Annotated in this window: 18 protein-coding genes; 5 read left to right on the forward strand and 13 right to left on the reverse strand. The window is 63.5% G+C overall.

Annotation, left to right across the window (positions count from 1 at the left end; all coding sequences use genetic code 11):
• Window positions 1-9: 9 nt before the first annotated feature.
• From H1204_RS16825 to H1204_RS16860, 8 genes are all read right to left on the reverse strand, one after another.
• Window positions 10-1,197, reverse strand: coding sequence for a flagellar basal body P-ring protein FlgI (locus tag H1204_RS16825; RefSeq protein ID WP_243468525.1), 1,188 nt, complete (start codon window positions 1,195-1,197; stop codon window positions 10-12).
• A gap of 2 nt (window positions 1,198-1,199) precedes the next feature.
• Window positions 1,200-1,910 carry a flagellar basal body L-ring protein FlgH gene (flgH, locus tag H1204_RS16830; RefSeq protein ID WP_180729173.1) on the reverse strand — a complete coding sequence of 237 codons (711 nt, stop codon included), beginning with the start codon at window positions 1,908-1,910 and terminating at the stop codon, window positions 1,200-1,202.
• Between the two features lie 50 nt (window positions 1,911-1,960).
• Complete coding sequence (gene flgG, locus H1204_RS16835) at window positions 1,961-2,749, reverse strand: flagellar basal-body rod protein FlgG (protein WP_042316739.1); 789 nt, start codon at window positions 2,747-2,749, stop codon at window positions 1,961-1,963.
• A 51-nt stretch (window positions 2,750-2,800) separates the two neighbouring features.
• Window positions 2,801-3,559 (reverse strand): flagellar basal-body rod protein FlgF, encoded by a 759-nt coding sequence (gene flgF, locus H1204_RS16840; RefSeq protein ID WP_079483731.1) that lies wholly within the window; start codon window positions 3,557-3,559, stop codon window positions 2,801-2,803.
• Between the two features lie 22 nt (window positions 3,560-3,581).
• A complete protein-coding gene (locus H1204_RS16845; protein ID WP_180729174.1) occupies window positions 3,582-5,090 on the reverse strand; it encodes a flagellar hook protein FlgE in 1,509 nt (502 codons plus the stop codon).
• Between the two features lie 33 nt (window positions 5,091-5,123).
• Window positions 5,124-5,837, reverse strand: coding sequence for a flagellar hook assembly protein FlgD (locus H1204_RS16850; protein ID WP_180729175.1), 714 nt, complete (start codon window positions 5,835-5,837; stop codon window positions 5,124-5,126).
• An 11-nt stretch (window positions 5,838-5,848) separates the two neighbouring features.
• A complete protein-coding gene (gene flgC / locus H1204_RS16855) occupies window positions 5,849-6,274 on the reverse strand; it encodes a flagellar basal body rod protein FlgC (protein WP_180720954.1) in 426 nt (141 codons plus the stop codon).
• A gap of 109 nt (window positions 6,275-6,383) precedes the next feature.
• Window positions 6,384-6,875, reverse strand: coding sequence for a flagellar basal body rod protein FlgB (locus H1204_RS16860; RefSeq protein WP_180729176.1), 492 nt, complete (start codon window positions 6,873-6,875; stop codon window positions 6,384-6,386).
• 242 nt (window positions 6,876-7,117) lie between these two features.
• Here H1204_RS16860 and flgA point away from each other — a divergent pair, with 242 nt between their 5' ends.
• The 5 genes from flgA to H1204_RS51415 all read left to right on the forward strand — a co-directional run bounded on the left by flgA (window position 7,118) and on the right by H1204_RS51415 (window position 10,786).
• Window positions 7,118-8,377: a flagellar basal body P-ring formation chaperone FlgA gene (gene flgA / locus H1204_RS16865; protein ID WP_180729177.1), complete on the forward strand. Its 1,260-nt coding sequence runs from the start codon at window positions 7,118-7,120 to the stop codon at window positions 8,375-8,377.
• A gap of 105 nt (window positions 8,378-8,482) precedes the next feature.
• Window positions 8,483-8,824 carry a flagellar biosynthesis anti-sigma factor FlgM gene (flgM, locus tag H1204_RS16870; RefSeq protein WP_180729178.1) on the forward strand — a complete coding sequence of 114 codons (342 nt, stop codon included), beginning with the start codon at window positions 8,483-8,485 and terminating at the stop codon, window positions 8,822-8,824.
• Window positions 8,825-8,922: 98 nt separating this feature from the next.
• Window positions 8,923-9,369, forward strand: coding sequence for a flagellar protein FlgN (locus H1204_RS16875; protein ID WP_180729179.1), 447 nt, complete (start codon window positions 8,923-8,925; stop codon window positions 9,367-9,369).
• 359 nt (window positions 9,370-9,728) lie between these two features.
• On the forward strand, window positions 9,729-10,274 hold the full coding sequence (locus H1204_RS51410; RefSeq protein WP_243468474.1) for a winged helix-turn-helix domain-containing protein: 546 nt from the start codon (window positions 9,729-9,731) through the stop codon (window positions 10,272-10,274).
• Window positions 10,202-10,786 carry an IS630 family transposase gene (locus H1204_RS51415; RefSeq protein WP_243468616.1) on the forward strand — a complete coding sequence of 195 codons (585 nt, stop codon included), beginning with the start codon at window positions 10,202-10,204 and terminating at the stop codon, window positions 10,784-10,786. The genes H1204_RS51410 and H1204_RS51415 overlap by 73 nt, the downstream gene beginning before the upstream one ends.
• A 651-nt stretch (window positions 10,787-11,437) precedes the next feature.
• Here the strand turns inward: H1204_RS51415 and H1204_RS16890 are convergent.
• From H1204_RS16890 to flhB, 5 genes are all read right to left on the reverse strand, one after another.
• The gene (locus tag H1204_RS16890) at window positions 11,438-12,172 is read right to left on the reverse strand and encodes an RNA polymerase sigma factor FliA (protein ID WP_028364064.1); all 735 of its coding nucleotides are present in this window, start codon (window positions 12,170-12,172) and stop codon (window positions 11,438-11,440) included.
• A gap of 22 nt (window positions 12,173-12,194) precedes the next feature.
• Window positions 12,195-13,064, reverse strand: coding sequence for an AAA family ATPase (locus H1204_RS16895; protein WP_180729180.1), 870 nt, complete (start codon window positions 13,062-13,064; stop codon window positions 12,195-12,197).
• Complete coding sequence (gene flhF / locus H1204_RS16900; RefSeq protein WP_180729181.1) at window positions 13,057-14,898, reverse strand: flagellar biosynthesis protein FlhF; 1,842 nt, start codon at window positions 14,896-14,898, stop codon at window positions 13,057-13,059. Before flhF ends, H1204_RS16895 begins: the two co-directional genes overlap by 8 nt.
• A 1,117-nt stretch (window positions 14,899-16,015) precedes the next feature.
• Window positions 16,016-18,112, reverse strand: coding sequence for a flagellar biosynthesis protein FlhA (gene flhA, locus H1204_RS16905; protein ID WP_180729182.1), 2,097 nt, complete (start codon window positions 18,110-18,112; stop codon window positions 16,016-16,018).
• Window positions 18,109-19,317: a flagellar biosynthesis protein FlhB gene (gene flhB, locus H1204_RS16910; RefSeq protein WP_180730984.1), complete on the reverse strand. Its 1,209-nt coding sequence runs from the start codon at window positions 19,315-19,317 to the stop codon at window positions 18,109-18,111. The genes flhA and flhB overlap by 4 nt, the downstream gene beginning before the upstream one ends.
• Window positions 19,318-19,403 lie beyond the last annotated feature (86 nt).

Here is a 19,403-nt window from a genome sequence, read left to right on the forward strand (position 1 = left end):
TGTTGTTCCTTAGATGATCTCGAGATCGGCTCGCAGCGCACCCGCTGCCTTCATGGCCTGGAGAATCGACATCAGATCCGCGGGCGTTGCGCCGAGCGCGTTGAGCGCCTTCACGACGTCCGCGAGATTCGCGCCCGCGCTCACCATCTTGAGCGCGCCGTTGTCCTGCTTCAGCGCGATCTGCGACTGCTGCGCAACGACCGTCTGACCATTCGAGAACGCGCCCGGCTGGCTCACCACCGGTTGCGTGTTGACGACGACGGACAGATTGCCGTGCGCGACGGCGCAAGTCTGCAGCGTCACCATCTGGTTCATCACGATCGAGCCGGTGCGCGCGTTCAGAATCACCTTCGCGGCGGCCTGCCCGGGCCTCACGTCGAGATTTTGCAACTGCGCCATGAACTGCACCTGCTGTGCCGGATCGGTCGGTGCGCGCAGCTGGATCGTGCGGCCGTCGAGCGCGACCGCCGTGCCGAAGCCGAACGCGTTGTTGATCGCCGACGTGATGCGCTGCGTCGTGTCGTAGTCCATGTCGTTCAGGTCGAGCTGCATCGTGCCCGCCTGCGAAATCGTGGTCGGCACAGCGCGCTCGACGATTGCACCGCCCGTGATCCGGCCCGCCGCAAGCTGGTTGACCTGCACCTTGCTGCCGTTCGCGCTCGCACCCGCGCCGCCGACGGCCATGTTGCCCTGCGCGAGCGCATACACCTGGCCGTCCGCGCCTTTGAGCGGCGTGAGCAGCAGCGTGCCGCCACGCAGGCTCTTCGCATTGCCGAGAGACGAAACCGTCACGTCGATCGCTTCGCCGGGCCGCGCGAACGCGGGCAGCGACGCCGTCACCATCACGGCGGCGACGTTCTTCAACTGCATGCTGGACAGCGAATTGTTGCTGGAACTCGAACCCGCCTGCTGGCTGTTGATCGAGATGCCGAGGTTCGCGAGCATGTTCGCGAGCGTCTGCGTCGTGAAAGGCGTCTGCGTGGTCTGGTCGCCCGTGCCGTCGAGACCGACGACGAGGCCATAGCCGATCAGCGGGTTGTCGCGCACGCCCTGGATCTGCACGAGGTCCTTCAGGCGTTCCGCATGCGCGACGTGCGTCGTGACGGGCAGCGCGGCACACGCGAGCGCGACCACGGCGAACGCGCGCGCGGCGAAACCGGAAACGGACGTCAGGCGGAGGAAAGAGAAGGTACGCATGATCAGAACGGCGCGACGTTGAGGAAGAAGCGTTGCAGCCAGCTCATGTCCTGGGATTCGTTGATATAGCCCTTGGCCGAGTATTCAATCTTGGCGTCCGCAACCTGGGTCGAGTAAACCGCGTTCAGGCTGCTGATGGTGTTCGGATTGACGACGCCCGAGAAACGCACGAACTCGTTGCCCTGGTTGATCAGCATCTGCTTTTCGCCACTCACGAGCAGATTGCCGTTCGGCTGCACGCCGATCACCGTGACGGTGATCACGCCGCTGAACGTGTTCGACGCATTGGCGCCGCCCGTCGCCTTGAACGTGTTGGCACCCGTCGCGTCGAGGTTCACCTTGCCGAACAGACCGCCCAGAAAGCCCGCCGTCGGCACGCCGAACTTGGTCTCGCCGTTGCGGTTCGTGTTCGCACCCGACGACTTCGTCGCGTTGATGTTTTCGGAGATGACGATGGTCAGGATGTCGCCGACATTGCGCGGACGCTGGTCTTCGAACAGCGGCCGGCCAGCGTAACCCGGGTTGTAGATCGAGCCGGGCGTTTGCAGCGACGGCGGCGGCGGCGGCACGGCCGTCATCGGTTGCTGGGTGATCGGCTCCCTCGGCACGAGCGCGCAGCCGCCGAGTGCGGCTGCGAGCACGCCAGCGCCAGCGAGCATCGACACTGCCCGCGCGCTGCGCAGAGGAATCTGGGTTCGAATGAAGTGCGACATCTTGGTTACCGCCTAAGTGTTTCCGACTTTCAGCCTGACTATCAGCCTGCTTAAACCGGCATCTGGCTGAGCGTCTGCAGCATCTGGTCGGACGTCGTCACGGCCTTGCTGTTGATTTCGTACGCGCGCTGGGTCTGGATCATGTTCACCAGCTCCTGCACGACGTTGACGTTCGATGCTTCGACATAGCCCTGATTCAGCGTGCCAGCGCCGTTCAGACCCGGCGTCGCGACGTTAGGCGTGCCCGACGAGGTCGTTTCCTGGAACAGGTTTTCGCCCTTCGCGTCGAGACCGGTCGGGTTGATGAACGTGGCGACCTGCAGCGAGCCGATCTGCGTCGTCGCCGTCGAACCCGCCGTCGTCACCGACACCACGCCGTCGCTGCCGATCGTGAGCGACGTCGCGTTCTGCGGAATCGTGATCGCGGGCAGCACCTGATAGCCGCTCGACGTGACGAGCTGGCCCTGTGCGTTGGTCTGGAACGAGCCGTCGCGCGTGTACGCGGTCGTGCCGTCCGGCATCTGCACCTGGAAGAAGCCCTGGCCGTTGATCGCGACGTCCTTCGAGTTGCCCGTCTGCTGCAGGTTGCCCTGCGTGTACAGACGCTCGGTGGCGACCTGCTGCACGCCCGTGCCGAGCTGGATGCCCGACGGCAACTCGGTCTGCTGCGTCGAGTTCGCGCCCGGCTGGCGGATCGTCTGATACAGCAGATCTTCGAACACTGCGCGCGAGCCCTTGAAGCCATTCGTGCTGACGTTCGCGAGGTTGTTCGAAATCGTGTCCATCTGCGCCTGCTGCGCATTCATGCCCGTGGCGGCGATATAGAGTGAGCGGTTCACTTACTTTCTCCTGAACGCAGCGTGGTGCGTTCCGTTAAATCTGCGTCGGGATTAGCTGAAGCTCAGCAACTTGTTGGCCGACTGCTCGTTCTGGTCGGCGGACTCGATCATCTTGGTCTGCATCTGGAACTGGCGGGCGTTGGTGATCATCGAGACCATCGCCGCGACGGGATTCACGTTGCTGCCTTCGAGTGCGCCTGCCGCGACCTTGACGGCGGGATCGGCGTCGGCGGGATTGCCGTCAGTCGTGTGATAGAGGCCATCGTCGCCGTGCGTGAGGCTGCCGGGCGCGGGATTCACCAGCTTCAGCTGATCGACGAGTGCAATCGTCGTGGCGGGATCGCCCGGCATCAGCGCCGAGATCGTGCCGTCGTTGCCGATCGTCACTTCCGCACCGGGCGGCACGGCAATCGGACCGCCGCCGCCCACCACCTGCATGTTGCTGGCCGTGACGAGCTGGCCGTTTGCATCGACGTGCAGGTTGCCCGCGCGCGTGTACGCTTCCTGGCCGTCGGGCGTCAGCACGGACAGCCAGCCCGGACCCTGGATCGCGACGTCGAGCGGATTGCCCGTCTGCTGGATCGGGCCCGGCGTGTAGTCCGCGCTGGGCGTCGACGACAGCACGAAAGTGCGCGTGGTGTCGTTCTGAATCGTGCTGCCGTCGCCGAACGCCATCGGCACGGCGCGGAACGTCGCGAGCTGGGCCTTGAAGCCCGTGGTCGAGGTGTTCGCGAGGTTGTTCGCGACCACGGCCTGCTGTTCGAGCGCCTGGGAAGCGCCCGACATCGCGGTGTATATGAGCCGGTCCATGATGGTGTCGGTGCGTCAGCTATTACAGGTTGATCAGCGTCTGGTCGACGGCCTGCTGGGTCTTGATCGTCTGCGCGTTCGCCTGGTAATCGCGTTGCGCGGTGATCAGGTTCACCAGTTCGCTCGTCAGGTCGACGTTCGAGTTTTCCGTCGCGCCGCCTTGCAGCACGCCGTGGTTCGTCGAGCCGGGCGCTGCGATCACTGCGACGCCAGAAGCAGCCGTTGCCTGAAATTCGTTGTTGCCGAGGTTGATCAGGCCGTTCTGGTTCGCGAACGTCGCGAGTGCGACCTGGCCGAGCGCCGCTGTCTGGTTGTTCGAGTAGTTGCCCGTGATGATGCCGTCGGCGCCGACCGAGAAGCTCGTCAACTGACCCGCCGCGAAACCGTCTTGCGTCAGCGAGTTGACGCCGTCCTTGCTGCCGAACTGCGTCGTGCCGGCGATGTTCAGCGTCAGACCTTGCGGCGTCGCCGAGCCGTCCGAGTTCGGGATCGAGAAGTTGAACGCGAACAGCGTCGAGGTCGGGTTGCCCGCCGCGTCGAGCGTGCTGACCAGGTTGCCCGACGTGTCGAACTTCGCGGTGCCGATCTTGGTGGTCGGGACGCTGCCGTCCTTGCCTGCATACACGTCCCACGAACCAGCCGCGGTCTTCACGAAGTACATGTCGACCTGCTGTTTGCCGCCCAGCGAGTCATAGACGGGCACCGACGTCGAATAGGTGTACGTCGCGCTGTTGTTCGGGTCGAACACCAGCGGCGTCGGCGTGACCGTTACCGAGTCGCCCGTGGCCGGCGTGCCGGCCAGCGTGATCGTTTCGCCGTTGCCGAGCTTGATCGGCGAGTTGGCGGAGTACGTGCCCGTCACGCTCGAACCGTCGCTGCCCGTCACCGTGTACGCCGTCGGGCTGGTGAAGCTGACCGTGTAGGTGTTGGCGTTCGTGCCCTGTGTGCCGTCCGTGATCGACACGCCGTTGTTCGTCAGGGTGCCCGTGTTGGTTGCGGCGAACGCCGCGGTAGGCGTGCCCAGCGCGAGTTTGTCCTGCGCGTTCAGGTTCAGGCCGGCCGTGATGGCCTTGGTGGCCGTCGGCGGAATATTGGCCGTCGGCACCTGCAGCGGCACCGTGCCCGCCGTGTTGACGACACCGTTCGCGTTCGCCGCGTAGCCCATCAGCTTCAGGCCGTCGGCGTTGACGATGTAGCCGTTCTTGTCGAGCTGGAACACGCCGTTGCGCGAGTACGTCACCGAGCCGTTGTTCGACATCTGGAAGAAGCCGTTGCCATTGATGGCGACGTGCAGCGCGATGTCGTCGTTCGTGATCGTGCCTTGCGAGAAGTTCTGCTCGACTTGCGACATCCGCGTGCCGATACCGATCTGGTTGTTGACGGCCGTGGCGACCGAGTTCGCGTACATGTCCGCGAACTGCGCCGCACCTTGCTTGAAGCCGACGGTGTTCGCGTTGGCAATGTTGTTGCCGATGACGTCGAGGTCGCTCGATGCGCCTGCCAGTCCGCTCAATCCTTGTTGGTAACCCATGACGGTCTCCGTATCTGCTAATGCTGAATGCGTTTAGATGATGGCGGCGATCGACGTCAGGCCGACCGTCTTGCCGTTCGAGAGGACGAGGCCCGGCGTGCCGTCCGTCTGCTTGATCACGCCCTGCACCGTGGCCGCCGACAACGTGGCCGGGCTGGTCGTGCCGTTCGCCGTCGTGCCGCTTGCGGTGAACGTGTAGTTGCCATCGGGGAGCGCGTTGCCAGCCGTGTCGACGGGCGTCCAGCCGATAGGAATCGTGCCTGCCGACTGCTTGCCGAGGTCGATCGTGTTGACGATCTGGCCGGCCGAGTTCTTGACCGTGACCTGCACGTCAGTCGCGTCGTTCGCGAGCGTGACGCCGAAGCCCGTCGCCTTGCCCGATGCCACCGAGAAGCCGTCGCCCGGGGCGAGCACCGTCGAGCTGATCAGGCTCGCGGCCTGGGTCTGCTGGTTCGTCGTCAGTTGCGTGGCGAGCGAAGTCAGCGACGTGTTCAGCTGCGCGATACCCGTCACCGTATTGATCTGAGCCAGCTGCGAGGTCATCTGCGAGCTGTCCATCGGGTTGGTCGGGTCCTGGTTCTTCATTTGCGCGATGAGCAGCTGCAAGAACGTGTTCTGCAGGTCGGTGCCCGACGTCGCGCTGGACGACGAGCTCGACGACGATGCACTGCCCGTGCCGTTCATCGTGTCGAGCAACGTCTGCGAAACAGTCGCGCCGTTGTTGCCGATTGTGGATTGCGTAGTCAAGGAAACTCTCCTCAGGTTCCGATCGTGAGCGTCTTCAGCATCAGCTGTTTCGCGGTGTTGAGCGTTTCGACGTTGGCCTGATAAGAGCGCGAGGCCGAAATCATGTTGACCATTTCCTGCACCGGGTCGACGTTCGGCATCTGGACGTAACCGTTTGCGTCAGCGGCCGGGTTGCCCGGGTCGTAGGACGTTTTCATCGGCGTCGGGTCGTCGATGACGCCCGTCACCTGCACGCCGCCGACCTGCTGGCCCGAGCCCGTGCGCGCGCCGCCGATCGGGTTGACGGCGAACACGACCTGCTTCGCCTTGTACGGCTTGCCGTCGGGACCCGTCGTACTGTCGGCGTTCGCGAGGTTCGACGCAGTCACGTTCAGGCGTTGTGCTTGCGCGGACATCGCCGAACCGGCGACGTTGAAAATGTTCATCAGGGATGGCATGGCTTTTCGACCTCTCTTGCCGGCTCGCCGGCGTCTAATCCCGTAGCGTTGTTAGTTTTTAGCGTTGGTCCAGCGTGCCGCCCTCTATATGGAAGGCGGCGCAATCTCATTAACCGTTCGACGTGATCGCCGACAGCATCGACTTGATCTGCTGCGACAGCACCGTCATGCCGGACTCGAAGTGCAGCGAGTTGTCGGCGAACTGCACGCGCTCGGCGTCCAGATCGACCGTATTGCCGTCGAGCGAAGGCTGCGACGGAATGCGGTAGGCAACCTTGCCGAAGTCGTCGGCCGGGCCGCCCGTCGGGATGAGGCGCGCCTTGCCCGTCATGTGGCCCGGCGCCGTCGCGGCCATCGACATGCCTTGCGACACGCCCGCCGGCTGCGTCATCGCGAGCGGCGCGTTGTTCGAGGCGCCCGCCGTCGAGCCGCCGCTTTTCTTCAGCGCGCCCGCGAGCGACGAAGCGAAGTCGACATCGCGCGCCTTGTAGCCAGGCGTATCGGAGTTCGCGATATTCGACGACAGCAGTTCCTGCCGATAGGCGCGCACATCGAGCGCCTGGCGGCCAAAGGCAAATTCGGCATCGAGTTTGTCCAGCATTGGGTTCTCCGTGGAACGGTCCGAGGCTTCCCGTTTCGCACCGCCGATCCGCCTTGTTCGGTAAGAAGCGTTTCGACTGCGCTGGCCGGGATGGCCTTTTTGCATGTGGTGAATTGTGCGGGCGGCGCGCAAGTCTTAATCGGACGAATAGCCGGGGAAGGACGCCTCTATTCACCGTTTGCACGGGAGGCGCGATCTCTAGAATGCGATTCGTACCTATGCATCAACGAAGGAGTCAGACCATGCCCTTGCCCGTCACCGCTTCACGCGAAGCTCGCCGTACGAGCGCGCGTGCGGCCCGGACGCTGTCGGCGATGGCGCTGGTCAGCGCTTGCGCGGCCGCATCCATTGCGCATGCGCAAGAGAACAACGGTCCGATCGTCATTGCCGGACCCGGCGAGAAAAATCCCGCCGATCTTCAGGCACTGGCCGAGCGGATCAACACGCCTGCGCCCGTCGCTGCGCCGCGCGCCAGCGTCCCGGCGCCGATGGTTGCGCCTGCAACGCTCGCCGCGAATCCGCGTAACGAGGCGGACCGTTTCGCGCAAGCCGCGCATGCGGATGGCGCGATCGTGATTCCGGGCGCGGGCGAGACGTCAGCGCAGCAAGGTGTTGCCACGGCGCCCGCCAATATGAATGCGGGCGCGCCGGGCATGATGCGCGTGAGCCTGCAACCGGCATCGCGTCAGGTGATGCCCGTCGTGGTCGCGCCGGCCCAGGCCGTAGCGCGGCCGACGGCGGGTGTTCAGCCGATTGCGGTGAATCCGGCCGCCGGCAATGCCGCAGCGGCGCAGCTGCGCGGCGCGGCCGTTGTGCCGCCTGCCGCCGCACCGACTCAGGCCCAGGCCGCCGCGCAACCGGCTGCGCCCGTGCCCGCTGGACAGCAGGACGGTGAATCGATCCGCCGCGCCGCGCTCGCGTATTTGCAACAGCAGTCGGCGGGATTGCCGGGCAAGGTCGACATCAGCGTCGCGACGGTGTTTCCGCGCGGACTCGCCGCGTGCACGACGCTCGAGCCGTTCCTGCCGACGGGCGCGCGCGTCTGGGGCCGCACGACGGTCGGCGTGCGCTGCTCGGGCGAGCGTCCGTGGACGCTGTACCTGCAGGCCAAGGTGTCGATTCACGCGACCTACTTTCTCGCCTCGCGCTCGATTGCGCCGGGCGAGCTGCTGTCCGCCTCCGATCTCATCGCGCGAGACGGCGATCTGACGCTGCTGCCGCAAGCCGTGATCACCGACCCGGCGCAGGCTGTCGGCTCGGTGTCGCTGATGCGTGTGTCGGCGGGGCTGCCGCTGCGCCGGGACATGCTGAAGAGCGCGGATTCGGTGACGATCGGGCAGTCGGTGAAAGTGGTCGCCCAGGGTGCGAATTTTGCGATTTCGGCGGAAGGCAGCGCGATGAACAACGCGTCGCCGGGCCAGTCGGTGCGGGTGAAGACGGCGAATGGGCAGATCATCCAGGGCATCGTGAAGGACGGCGGAACCGTCGTGATCCAGCTCTGACGGGTGTTACCAGCAGTTACAACTTGAAAAACGTGTCGGATCGGTTGACCTAAAGTTCGAGGGATGGATGCCGTTAATTCATTCAAATCGTTCAGGAAGCCAATCGTGAAAGTTGATTCCACTACCCATTCAGGCCTGCAGACGTTGAAAGACGGGCTGCAGCGCACGCAGCAAAGCGACGCCGCAACGACGGGCGGCGCAGGCACGGCGACGTCGACGGCCTCGGGCGCGTCGGGCGACGCCAATGTGAATTTGTCGGGGCTGTCGTCGCATTTGCACAGCCTCGCGAGCGCCGGTTCATCGGATATCGATACGGCGCATGTCGAGTCGATCAAGTCGGCGATCAAAAACGGCACGTTGACGATCGACTCCGGCAAGATCGCCGATGGCGTGCTGGCGACGGCGCGCGATCTGTTGCAGAAGAATAGCCAGTCGTCCGGGAACTGATGGACGCACCGATGGACGGTGCGGCGGGTGCCGGGCGGTATTTGTGACAAATCCGGTTTGCGTGTTGCGCGGGCCGGTGCCTAGCGAGTTGCTTTGTGATGAAAGACGCCCTGCTTGCCACCGTCATTGACGAATATTCTGCTGTGGAGTTGTTCGCTTCTGTCCTCGCTGCTGAGGAGAAGGCGTTGACCACGGTGCATCCCATCGACACGCTGCCGCCTATCGTCGAAAAGAAGATGGAGTTGGTGGAGCGGCTCTCCACGCTTGAGAAGGCTCGCGACACGCAACTGGCGGAGTTGGGGTATCCGGGCGGATGGAAAGGGATGGAGCTGGCTGTGGCGGCTGATTCTCGTCTTGCGACGCAGTGGTCTTTGTTGCAGAAGGCTGTTGAGCGGGCTCGGCGGTTTAATACCACTAATGGTGCTTTGATTCGGACTCGCATGGAGTACAACCGGCGGGCGCTCGCCGCGCTGAATGTGGCGGTTGGGCCCGAGCGGGGCGCGCTTTATGGGCCCGATGGGCGGGTTCCAGCCTTTGGAATGTGAGGTTTTTTGAAGGGGGTTCTCCCCTTGTGGATTCCCAGTTTTTGCTTTTTGCCTGGCCGGTGCTCGATTTGAGTATCGGCTTTTTGGTTTTTGGGTTTTGGGTTTTGGTTTGTCTGCGACGCTTTGGTGGTTTGCGTGTGTTTTGCACTGGCATCCGCGATTCGTTAGCGTGCTTCACGCGTCGCCCCTGTGCGGGGCGGCACCTACTTTTCTTTGCCGCCGCAAAGAAAAGTAGGCAAAAGAAAGCGGCTAACACCGCCAACCCTTCTTCTTGCCTGAGGGCCCCCAACCGGTCTTATTCCATTTCTAATTCAATAGTGAAATAATAAGCGCACCTTTCTTGTGTTGAGGGATGTGCGATGGTTCGTCAAGCGAGTGGTGGTGAAGTTCTCGAAAGGGCGAAGCGGCTCGTGGTCGAGGCCAGGACGGTAGATGAATTGCGGCAGGCACAAGCAGTACTGTTACCGCTGGAATTCGGGCTGACGCTCGCGCAGACCGCGCAAGCGATTGGCGTGTCGGTCGGCTGGGCCTGTCAGTTGCGCCGGCGCTTCATCCTGGCGGGCGGGCTGCCTGAGGTCGACCGCCCCACGCCAGGTGGTCGCCGCCGGGAGAATATGACGCGAGAAGAAGAGGCGGCCTTTCTTGCGCCCTTCTTCGAGAAGGCCAGTGCGGGCGGCATCCTGGTGGTGGGCGAGATCAAGCAGGCGCTGGACGAACGACTTGGGCGCAAGGTTGCCCTGGCTTCCGCCTACAACCTGCTACACCGTCATGGCTGGCGCAAGCTGGCACCCGACAAGCGACACCCCCAGGCCGATGTGGCCGCCCAGGACGCCTGGAAAAAAAACTCCCCGACGTCATCCTCGAAATCGAGCGCGCGTGGCCGGGCCAAGGGGCGATCCGCCTGATGTTTCAGGACGAAGCGCGCTTCGGTCGCATCTCCGACACGCGGCGTTGCTGGTGCCCCAAACCCACTCGCCCGCTGTGTCAGGCGATGGTGACGCAGGAGTACACGTACGCTTATGCCGCCGTCTCCGTGACTGATGGCGCACTCGACTCGCTGATCCTGCCGCACGTCAATGGCGCCTGCATGCAGCTGTTTCTCGATGAGGTCTGCGCGCGTCATCCCGACGACCGAATCGTGATGGTCCTCGATGGCGCCGGGTGGCATCAGAGTGCTTCGCTCAGGCTGGCCCACAATCTGCGCCTGCTCACGCTCCCGCCGTACTCGCCTGAGCTCAATCCAGTTGAACATCTCTGGGACGATCTGCGGGAAAAGTCCTTTCACAACCGTGTCTTCGACAGCATCGACGCGCTCGAACACCATCTGTGTGACTCGCTTCGCGACCTTGAGCTGGACCATCAACGGGTTCGCTCCATCGTCGCGTGGCCTTGGATCATTAATTCACTGTTGAATTAGAAATAGAATTACGCTTCACACGGCAACATTTCTGTTCGCGTTCGTTGCCAACGCGCTGAATGACCGCCTCACCTACTTCAAACACCCGTACACGGGCTAGCGGCAGCGAATGGTATGTGCCGCCCAGGTGGCAAACTGTGTGTAGGTTGTCGCGTCGTATGGCGTGGCGCTCTTACAGGGTGGCACGCGTGCGCTATCGGTCTGGAGTGAGGCATGTGTGTCTCTACGGCCTACACACAGTTTGCCACCTGGGCGGCCGTGGAATATCTGGCACGGTGTGCGACGACGCGGGTGCGTGAAGTGGGTGAGGCGCATCGCAAGAGCGTTGGCAACGAACATGGGTCACGTGATTGCCGTGTGAAGCGTAAGACCGGTTGGGGGCCCTCAGGCAAACACAAGAACTGGCGGTGTGAGCCGCTTTCTTTTGCCTACTTTTCTTTGCGGCGGCAAAGAAAAGTAGGTGCCGCCCCGCACAGGGGCGACGCTTGAAGCACGCTAACGAATCGCGGATGCCAGCGCAAAAGCTAGAACACCCGCCCCAGCGTCGCAGACAAACCAAAAAGCAAAAGCCGACCTCAAAAAAGATCGGCTCTCGAAGAAGAAAAAAAACAGCGAAGCGGCCCGCAGGGCAAAAGCAAAATCAAAACCGCATCAGCTAGTTTCAGCCGAAGCCCAAGCCTGCTCGCGCAAGCGAGTCCGAAGCCGTGCAACAGCCTGCGAATGCAGCTGACAAACCCGCGATTCGCTGACTTCCATCACCGCCCCGATCTCCCGCAAATTCAACCCACGCTCGTAATAGAGCGACATCAACAGCTTCTCCCGCTCGGGCAACCGATCAATCGCCTCAACCAGCGCGCCGCGCAGCGACTCATCGAGCAGCGCCGACAACGGATCAGAATGATCGACACAGTACCGATCAAGAAACGGCTCATCATCGGCCGATCGATCAAAGTCTTCGTAATAGATCAACTGACTGCCGTGCAGATCCTGCAACATCGACTGATACTCATCGAGCGGCATCTTCAGATGCTCAGCAATCTCGGTCTCGCTCGCCGAGCGCCCCAGCGACTGCTCGACCTGATGCACAGCCGACTCAACCTCACGCGACGTGCGCCGCAAGCTCCGCGGCAACCAGTCATTACTGCGCAACTCGTCGAGCATCGCGCCGCGAATCCGCTGGCTCGCGTAGGTTTCGAATTGCGCGCCCTGGTCTTCCTTATAGCGGCTCGCCGCATCCAGCAGACCAATCATGCCCGCCTGAATCAGATCGTCGAGATCGACGCTCGCCGGCATCTTCGCCACGAGCTGCAAGCCGAGACGGCGCACCAGCGGTGCGTACTTCGTCAGAACCTCGGCTTGCGAAATTTTTCCTTGAGCGTTGTACATCGTGCTCCCCTTGTCCTTGCCTTCACGCGTGCTGCGCTGACGGTTGATCGGCGTATTGCGCCGCTGTTACGGTCGTCGGCGGCACGCCATGCGTCCGTGACGAAATCGCTGGCCGCATCGGCCAGTACTGCAGTTCGGCTGCGATATGACGGAAATCGCGCGCAGCAGGTGCCGATGGGAATGCATCGACGACACAACGCGACAACTCCATGGCTCGCGCCATCAAAGGATCGGCTGCCACGCAGCCGGCATCTTCAAGCGACACAGCGAGATATCGCCCCGCCACGCCCGCCAGGTTCTCAAACGCGGTATGCGCATCGGCCACGCTCTGCACGTGATTCACCAGCACGCGGAACTGCGCGATCGCATGCGCGAAGTGCAGGCGCTTCATGCACGCATACGCATCGGTGATCGCCTGCGCCGCAACGCGTGTCACCACCATCACGTCGTGCGACTGCATCGCGAGCGCCGACAGCGAGCCTTCGCGATCCACTTGCGCGTCGATCAGCACCACATCCGCCGGTCCGCTCAGCACCACGCCCATCTGCTCGCGCGTGCAGCTCTCGCGATTGCCGCGCGACGCATTGAGCACCGCGAAACCTAGCGCATGCCGTCCCGCCGCTTCGTCGAGCGTCATCTCGCCGCGCATCACGGCAGCGACATTGCCCGCGCCGCGCACGCCGCCCAGCATGGCGCTCACCGAACGCTCGCCGAGACTTTCGTCGATGACGAGCACATCCTTGCCCTGCTCGACGAGCGCGGCGGCGAGATTCACCACCGTCGTCGTCACGCCTACGCCGTGCGAGCCGCCTGCGACCGCTATGACCCGCGAGCCGGAGCGCGCGAGCAGACGCCGCAGTCCTTCAGCCTGGTCCAGCACGAACTTATCCAAAGCGAACCTCGTGCAGATCGGCGGTCGAACGGGCCGACAGGGCCGACAGCAGCGCTGGCACATCCTCGTCCTGTGGGACGAACGGTGAGTTCTCGCGCGGAATGCAGAAGGCGCTCTTGATCAGGAATTTCTTGGTCGCGACGTACAGGTTCTCCGGCACCTTCTGTCCCGTCGACACGTAGTGCACGGGCATCTTGTAGCGGATCACCGTATCGAGCACGCTGCCCAGATTGGTCGCTTCGTCGAGCTTGGTCAGGATGCAGCCGGCAAGCGGCTGCTGGTCCGGCGCATTCTGATACGCCTGGACGACTTCATTCAGCGTGTCGCCGTGGCTCGTCGCGTTCAGCAGCAGCAGGCGCTGCACGGGCTGTCCGGCGCGGCACAGCATCGAAATCTGATCCGACACCAGGCGGTCACGCTGGCTCATGCCGATCGTGTCGATCAGCACGATATGTTTGTTGCGCAGTTCCGAGAGCGCGAGTTGCAGGTCGGCGCTGTCCTTCACGGCATGCACCGACACGCCCAGAATCTTGCCGAAGATGCGCAGTTGCTCGTGGCCGCCGATCCGGTAGCTGTCGGTGGTGAGCAGCGCGACCTTGCTGGCGCCAAAGCGCATCACGCAGCGCGCGGCGAGCTTGGCCGTGGTCGTGGTCTTGCCGACGCCCGTCGGGCCCATCAGCGCGAACACACCGCCGCGCTCCATCAGCGCGTCTTCGTTCTCCATCACGGGCACGTTCGATTCGAGCACCGTCTTGACCCACTCCATGCCGTCGTCCATTCCTTCGACTTCGGGCAGGTTGTCGATCACCATCTTCACGAGCTGCGCCGAGAAGCCGGCGGCGAACAGGTGCCGTGTCAACGCTGCATGCGTCGGACTGCGGCGCTGGCGGTCGGCCCACACGAGGCCGGCGAACTGCTCTTCCATCATGCCGCGCATGGAAGTCAGTTCCTGCATCACGGTCTCGTTGACCATCTGCTCGATGCGCGACTTGATCGATTCCGTCAGCGCGGCGGCCTGCTTCGGCGTCATATCGGCGGCGGCGGCGTTCTTGCGCGCGTCGCGCGACGTGTTGATATCGCCCGCACCTTCCGACGTCGTCGGAATCACGTTGTTTTTCTGCGCGGCGCGGCGTGCGGCGAGTTGCGCGGCTTCGCGGGCCCAGTCGGGCTTCGCTTCTTCCTGGACTGCATCGACGGGCGTACCCAGGCCGCGCGCCATTGCGGCGGCGGGCGTCATCGTCGGATTGGCTGCGTGGACCACGTCCTTCGTCGCGATGCGGCGCGCGTGATCGATCAGCCAGGGGTTCGTTTCGGCCATCGTGCGCTGACGGGCGGGTGCTTCGGGCATCGCGGGCGCTGCGGGTTTCGCCGATGCGGCGGGCATGTCGCTGCGCAGGTCGACGCGCACGTCGTCAGTGGGGCGCGCGGGGTTCGCCGGGCTTTCGGCGGCCGCTTTGTCCGCGGATGCCGCTTGCGGCTCGGCCTTCTCCTCGCTCGCGGCGGGCATGCGTTCCGTGCCGGCCTCGGGGCTTGCGCCGAACACCGACGAGAACACGTCGGGCATTCCGCTCGCATACGGGTTGTTGATGGGCGTCGAGGGGAGCATCGGTCGTGCGCCAGCGGCCGCCGCGTTCGGGCCTGCGCCCTGGCTGGCGGCGCCTTCCTGGCCGCGCGGCGCGATCGCGCTCAGATCGCGGTCGGCGACGGCGACGATTTCGACGCTGCCATCGTCGTTGGTGCGGTTCGACAGCACGACTGCATCGGAGCCCAATGCCTCGCGGACGAGACGCAACGCGTCGCGACTCGTTGCACCGACAAATTTGCGAATGTTCAAGCTGACTCTCCGATGAGCTACGCGGTCCGGCGACATACCGATTCCCGATGAGATGAATTATTGCGGGAGACGTCTATTGGCCATCGGGCAATAAAGACGGTGAAACGCTGGCAATTCGGGCAATGGAACTTTGTGCCGGTTCCCGGTTGGGATTTGTTGTGTGCCTTTGCGGCACGGGCATTTCGGGTAGGTTTGTCGTTTTTCGTCGGCCGGGCGGGGTTGCTGCTGCGCAGGCGGTTCGGTTTTTTGCGTTTTGCGATGGCGTCTGCGGTTGTGCCTTCGTGGCGCGGGCGGTTTGGTTGTTCTGGCGTTTGCGCTGGCATCCGCGGTTTGCCTTCGTGCTTCGAGCGTCGCCGCTGGGCGTCTGGCTTTTCGCTGGCATCCGCGCTTTGCCTTCGTGCTTCAAGCGTCGCCCCTGTGCGGGGCGGCACCTACTTTTCTTTGCCGCCGCAAAGAAAAGTAGGCAAAAGAAAGCGGCTAACACCGCCAATCCTTGTTCCTGCCTGAGGGCCCCCAACGGGTCTTATGCTTCACACGGCAGCGATTTTGTCGGCGTGTGTTGCCCTCGCTTTGAATTGACGCCTCACCCGCTTCGAATACCCGTATTCGGCCAAGCGGCAGCGACTGGTATGTGCCGCCCAGGTGGCAAACTGTGTGTAGGTTGTCGCGTCGTATAGGGTAGCGCTCTTACAGGGCGGGACGTATGCGCTATCGGTCCGAAGTGAGGTGTGCGAGGCACTACGGCCTACACACAGTTTGCCACCTGGGCGGCCGTGGAATGTCTGGCACGGCATGATGCAACGCGGGGGCATGAAGCGGGTGATGCGCAGTGCAAGAGCGCTGGCAACGAATGTGGGGCACGTGATTGCCGTGTGGAGCGTAGGAACCTTTGGGGCCCTCAGGCAATCACAAGAACTGGTGGTGTTAGCCGCTTTCTTTTGCCTACTTTTCTTTGCGGCGGCAAAGAAAAGTAGGTGCCGCCCCGCACAGGGGCGACGCGTGAAGCACGCTAACGAAACGCGGATGCCAGCGCAGAGGCCAAAAGACCGACCGGCAACGCGCGCGCCACGCGAAGGCAAGAACGCCCGCCCCAGCGTCGCAGACAAACCAAAAACCCTTACGTTCCGATCACATTAACGACTCGCACGTGCCGCGTATCAGGCACTTCCGCATACGACAGCACCTTCAATTGGGGCAAACTACGCCGCAAAAACCTGGCCAACATCGCCCGCAACGAATGTTGCACAAGCATGACCGGCGAGAGCCCCATATTCTGCTGCCGGGTCATTGCCTTCTGCGTTTCCATCAAAAGCGTATTAGCGAGGCCCGGCTCAAGACCCGGATTCGCCCCCGTCGCAAGTGCCTGCGTCAAAAGCCGCTCCAGATGCGCATCGAGCCCCATGACCTGGATATCGCCATTGCCGGGGAACCACTGCTGCGTAATCGCGCGCCCAAGCGAAAGCCGCACAGCCGCCGTCAGATCATGCGGATCGGTAATCTTGGACCCATGCTCCGACAGCGCTTCGAGAATCGTCCGCATATCGCGAATCGGCACCCCCTCTTCGAGCAGGTTCTGCAGCACCTTCTGCAACGTAGCAACAGGCAACATCTTCGGCACGACATCATCAACCAGCGGCGCAGCATCCTTCTGCATCCGCTCGATCAGCGCCTGCACTTCCTGACGGCCAAGCAGCTCCGCCGCGTGCGTGACAACGAGGTGATTCAGGTGCGTCGCGACGACAGTGCTCGAATCGACCACCGTGTACCCGTACACCTGCGCCTGCTCACGCAGATTCGTATCGATCCAGATCGCCGGCAAGCCAAACGCAGGATCGGTGGTCGGCGTGCCGGGCAGCGCGGCCGTCACCTGCCCAGGATTGATCGCGAGCCACTGCCCCGGATACGCCTCGCCGATGCCCACTTCCACACCCTTCAGCGCGATCCGGTAGCCGTTCGGCCGCAACTCCAGGTTGTCGCGTATATGAATGACTGGCGGCAAGAAGCCGATTTCCTGCGCGAACTTCTTGCGGATGTTCTTGATGCGCTTGAGCAGTTCGCCATCCGAGTTCTTGTCGACAAGCGGAATCAGCCGATAGCCCACTTCCAGCCCCAGCGCGTCGATCATCGTCACGTCGTCCCAGCTGGCTTCCGAGCCTTCCGTGGGCGTGAGCGCCTGCGGCGCGACTTCGGCGAGAGCCGTCGACGTCTTGCTCTGCGTCGCGCGCTTCTTCATCACGCGGGCAAGCTGGATCGCGCCGCCGCCCAGCAGCAGAAACGCGAAGTGCGGCATGCCAGGGATCAAACCCATCAGCACGAGGATCGCGCCCGTGATCATCAAAACGCGTGGGTTCGTGAACAACTGGCCCGTCAACTGCGTGCCGATGTCCTCGTCGGTCGCGACGCGCGACACGATCACGCCCGCCGCCGTCGAAATCACCAGCGAAGGAATCTGCGCAACGAGGCCGTCACCGATGGTCAGCAGCGTGTAGGTCTTGCCCGCGTCGGCGAAATCCATACCGTGCTGCACGACGCCGACGATCAACCCGCCGATGATGTTGATCACCATGATCAGCAAGCCGGCAATCGCATCGCCGCGCACGAACTTGCTCGCGCCGTCCATCGAGCCGTAGAACTCGGCTTCCTGCCCGACTTCCAGACGACGCTTGCGGGCCTGGTCCTCGTTGATCATGCCGGCGTTCAGGTCGGCGTCGATCGACATCTGCTTGCCGGGCATCGCGTCCAGCGTGAAGCGCGCGGACACTTCCGCGATACGCCCCGCGCCCTTCGTGATCACCATGAAGTTGATCACCATCAGGATCACGAACACGACGATACCGACCGCGAAGTTGCCGCCCACGAGGAAGTGGCCGAACGCCTCGATCACCGCGCCCGCCGCGCCCGGGCCCGTGTGGCCTTCGAGCAGCACGATACGGGTTGACGCGACGTTCAGCGACAGCCGCAGCAGCGTCGAGAACAGCAGCACGCTCGGGAAAGCCGCGAAGTCGAGCGGCTTCATGGTGTACATGCTGACGAGCAGCACCATGATCGACAGCGCGATGTTGAACGTGAACAGCAGATCCAGCAGGAACGGCGGCAACGGCAGAATCATCATGCCGAGGATCATGCAGATCAGCAGCGGGCCCGCCAGCGCCCGCAAGTTCGTGCCGCTCAGCGCGTCCGGCCGTCGTGAAAGGAAACCCGCGCGCGCGTTCATGCTGATACTCCATTACTTTGATTGTCGCCGCCGAGCGAATCGGCAGCTTCCTGGTCGGCGTCGTCATCCGACACGCCGCCCTTGTCCAGTTCCGCCGGCACTTCGAGGTCCTTCGGTGCGACAGGCGCGACGCCGCCGTCTTCCTTGAAGCGGCGCAGCTGATAGACCCACGCGAGCACTTCCGCGACGGCGCCGTACAGCGCGCCCGGAATCTCGCGATTCAATTCGACGTTGTGATACAGCGCCCGCGCAAGCGGCGGCGCTTCGAGCAGCGGCACGTTGTTCTCGACGGCCAGTTCGCGGATGCGCGCGGCCACCAGGTTCACGCCCTTCGCCACCACCTTCGGCGCACCCATTTCGCCGTCCGTGTATTGCAGGGCAACCGCGAAGTGCGTCGGGTTGGTCACGACGACATCCGCCTTCGGCACGTTCGCCATCATCCGGCGCCGCGCCATCGCACGTTGCTGCGTGCGCAGGCGCGCCTTCACATGCGGATCGCCTTCGCTTTCGCGGTGCTCGCGCTTCACTTCTTCCTTCGTCATGCGCAGCTTCTTGTGAAAGCTCCACAGTTGATACGGCACGTCGAGCGCGGCGATCACGAACATGCCCGCAACCGTCATCGCGCAGCACACGGCAACCTGGTGCCCGGCATTCGACAGCGCGATGTGCAGCGGCTGCGTCGCGAGCGCGAGCATGTCATCGCGCCGGTGCCAGATCGCCGTCGCGGCGATCACGGCGACGACGAGGATCTTCGCCAGCGACAAGCCGAGCTGGATCACGCCGTTGATCGAAAAGATGCGGCCGATGCCCGCGACAGGGTTCAGCCGCCCGAAATTCGGCGACAGCGATTTGGTCGACAGCAGCCAGCCGCCCAGCGCCATCGGCGCGAGCAGCGCGGCGAGGCCCGTCATCAGGAGCAGCGGCAGCAGTACGAAGCCGCCCTCGCGCGCCACGGTGCCGGCACTCGCCAGCGTGCGCTTCGTGTCGAAGACCGTGTCGTGGTTGAACGTGAAGGCCGTGCGCAGCATCGTCTGCACGTGCTCGCCGATCATGCCAGACATGCCCCACGCGCCGAGAAACCCGGCCGCGACGAGCGCGAACGTCGCCAGCTCCCGCGAACGCGCAACCTGCCCCTCCTCCCGCGCCTTATCCAGGCGCCGGGGAGTGGCTGATTCGGTTTTTTCGAGGTCGCTATCCTCTGCCAATGCGCTCTCCAGCTGGACGGGCACCATGCCCTTTTTCAGTGAGAGCGATTATTCCTGCAGACGTCGAGTGGCGATTGGCGGATAAG

The organism is Paraburkholderia sp. PGU19, assembly GCF_013426915.1.
In the GTDB taxonomy this organism is placed as follows: domain Bacteria; phylum Pseudomonadota; class Gammaproteobacteria; order Burkholderiales; family Burkholderiaceae; genus Paraburkholderia.

Excerpts from the sequence above, each read along its gene's own strand:
- H1204_RS16860 (WP_180729176.1), bottom strand. The coding sequence starts at position 6,875 with ATGCTGGACAAACTCGATGCCGAATTTGCCTTTGGCCGCCAGGCGCTC.
- flgF (WP_079483731.1), bottom strand. The coding sequence starts at position 3,559 with ATGGACCGGCTCATATACACCGCGATGTCGGGCGCTTCCCAGGCGCTC.
- flgH (WP_180729173.1), bottom strand. The coding sequence starts at position 1,910 with ATGTCGCACTTCATTCGAACCCAGATTCCTCTGCGCAGCGCGCGGGCA.
- flgA (WP_180729177.1), top strand. The coding sequence starts at position 7,118 with ATGCCCTTGCCCGTCACCGCTTCACGCGAAGCTCGCCGTACGAGCGCG.
- H1204_RS16875 (WP_180729179.1), top strand. The coding sequence starts at position 8,923 with ATGAAAGACGCCCTGCTTGCCACCGTCATTGACGAATATTCTGCTGTG.
- H1204_RS16890 (WP_028364064.1), bottom strand. The coding sequence starts at position 12,172 with ATGTACAACGCTCAAGGAAAAATTTCGCAAGCCGAGGTTCTGACGAAG.
- flhA (WP_180729182.1), bottom strand. The coding sequence starts at position 18,112 with ATGAACGCGCGCGCGGGTTTCCTTTCACGACGGCCGGACGCGCTGAGC.
- H1204_RS16845 (WP_180729174.1), bottom strand. The coding sequence starts at position 5,090 with ATGGGTTACCAACAAGGATTGAGCGGACTGGCAGGCGCATCGAGCGAC.
- H1204_RS51410 (WP_243468474.1), top strand. The coding sequence starts at position 9,729 with ATGGTTCGTCAAGCGAGTGGTGGTGAAGTTCTCGAAAGGGCGAAGCGG.
- flgC (WP_180720954.1), bottom strand. The coding sequence starts at position 6,274 with ATGCCATCCCTGATGAACATTTTCAACGTCGCCGGTTCGGCGATGTCC.
- H1204_RS16825 (WP_243468525.1), bottom strand. The coding sequence starts at position 1,197 with ATGCGTACCTTCTCTTTCCTCCGCCTGACGTCCGTTTCCGGTTTCGCC.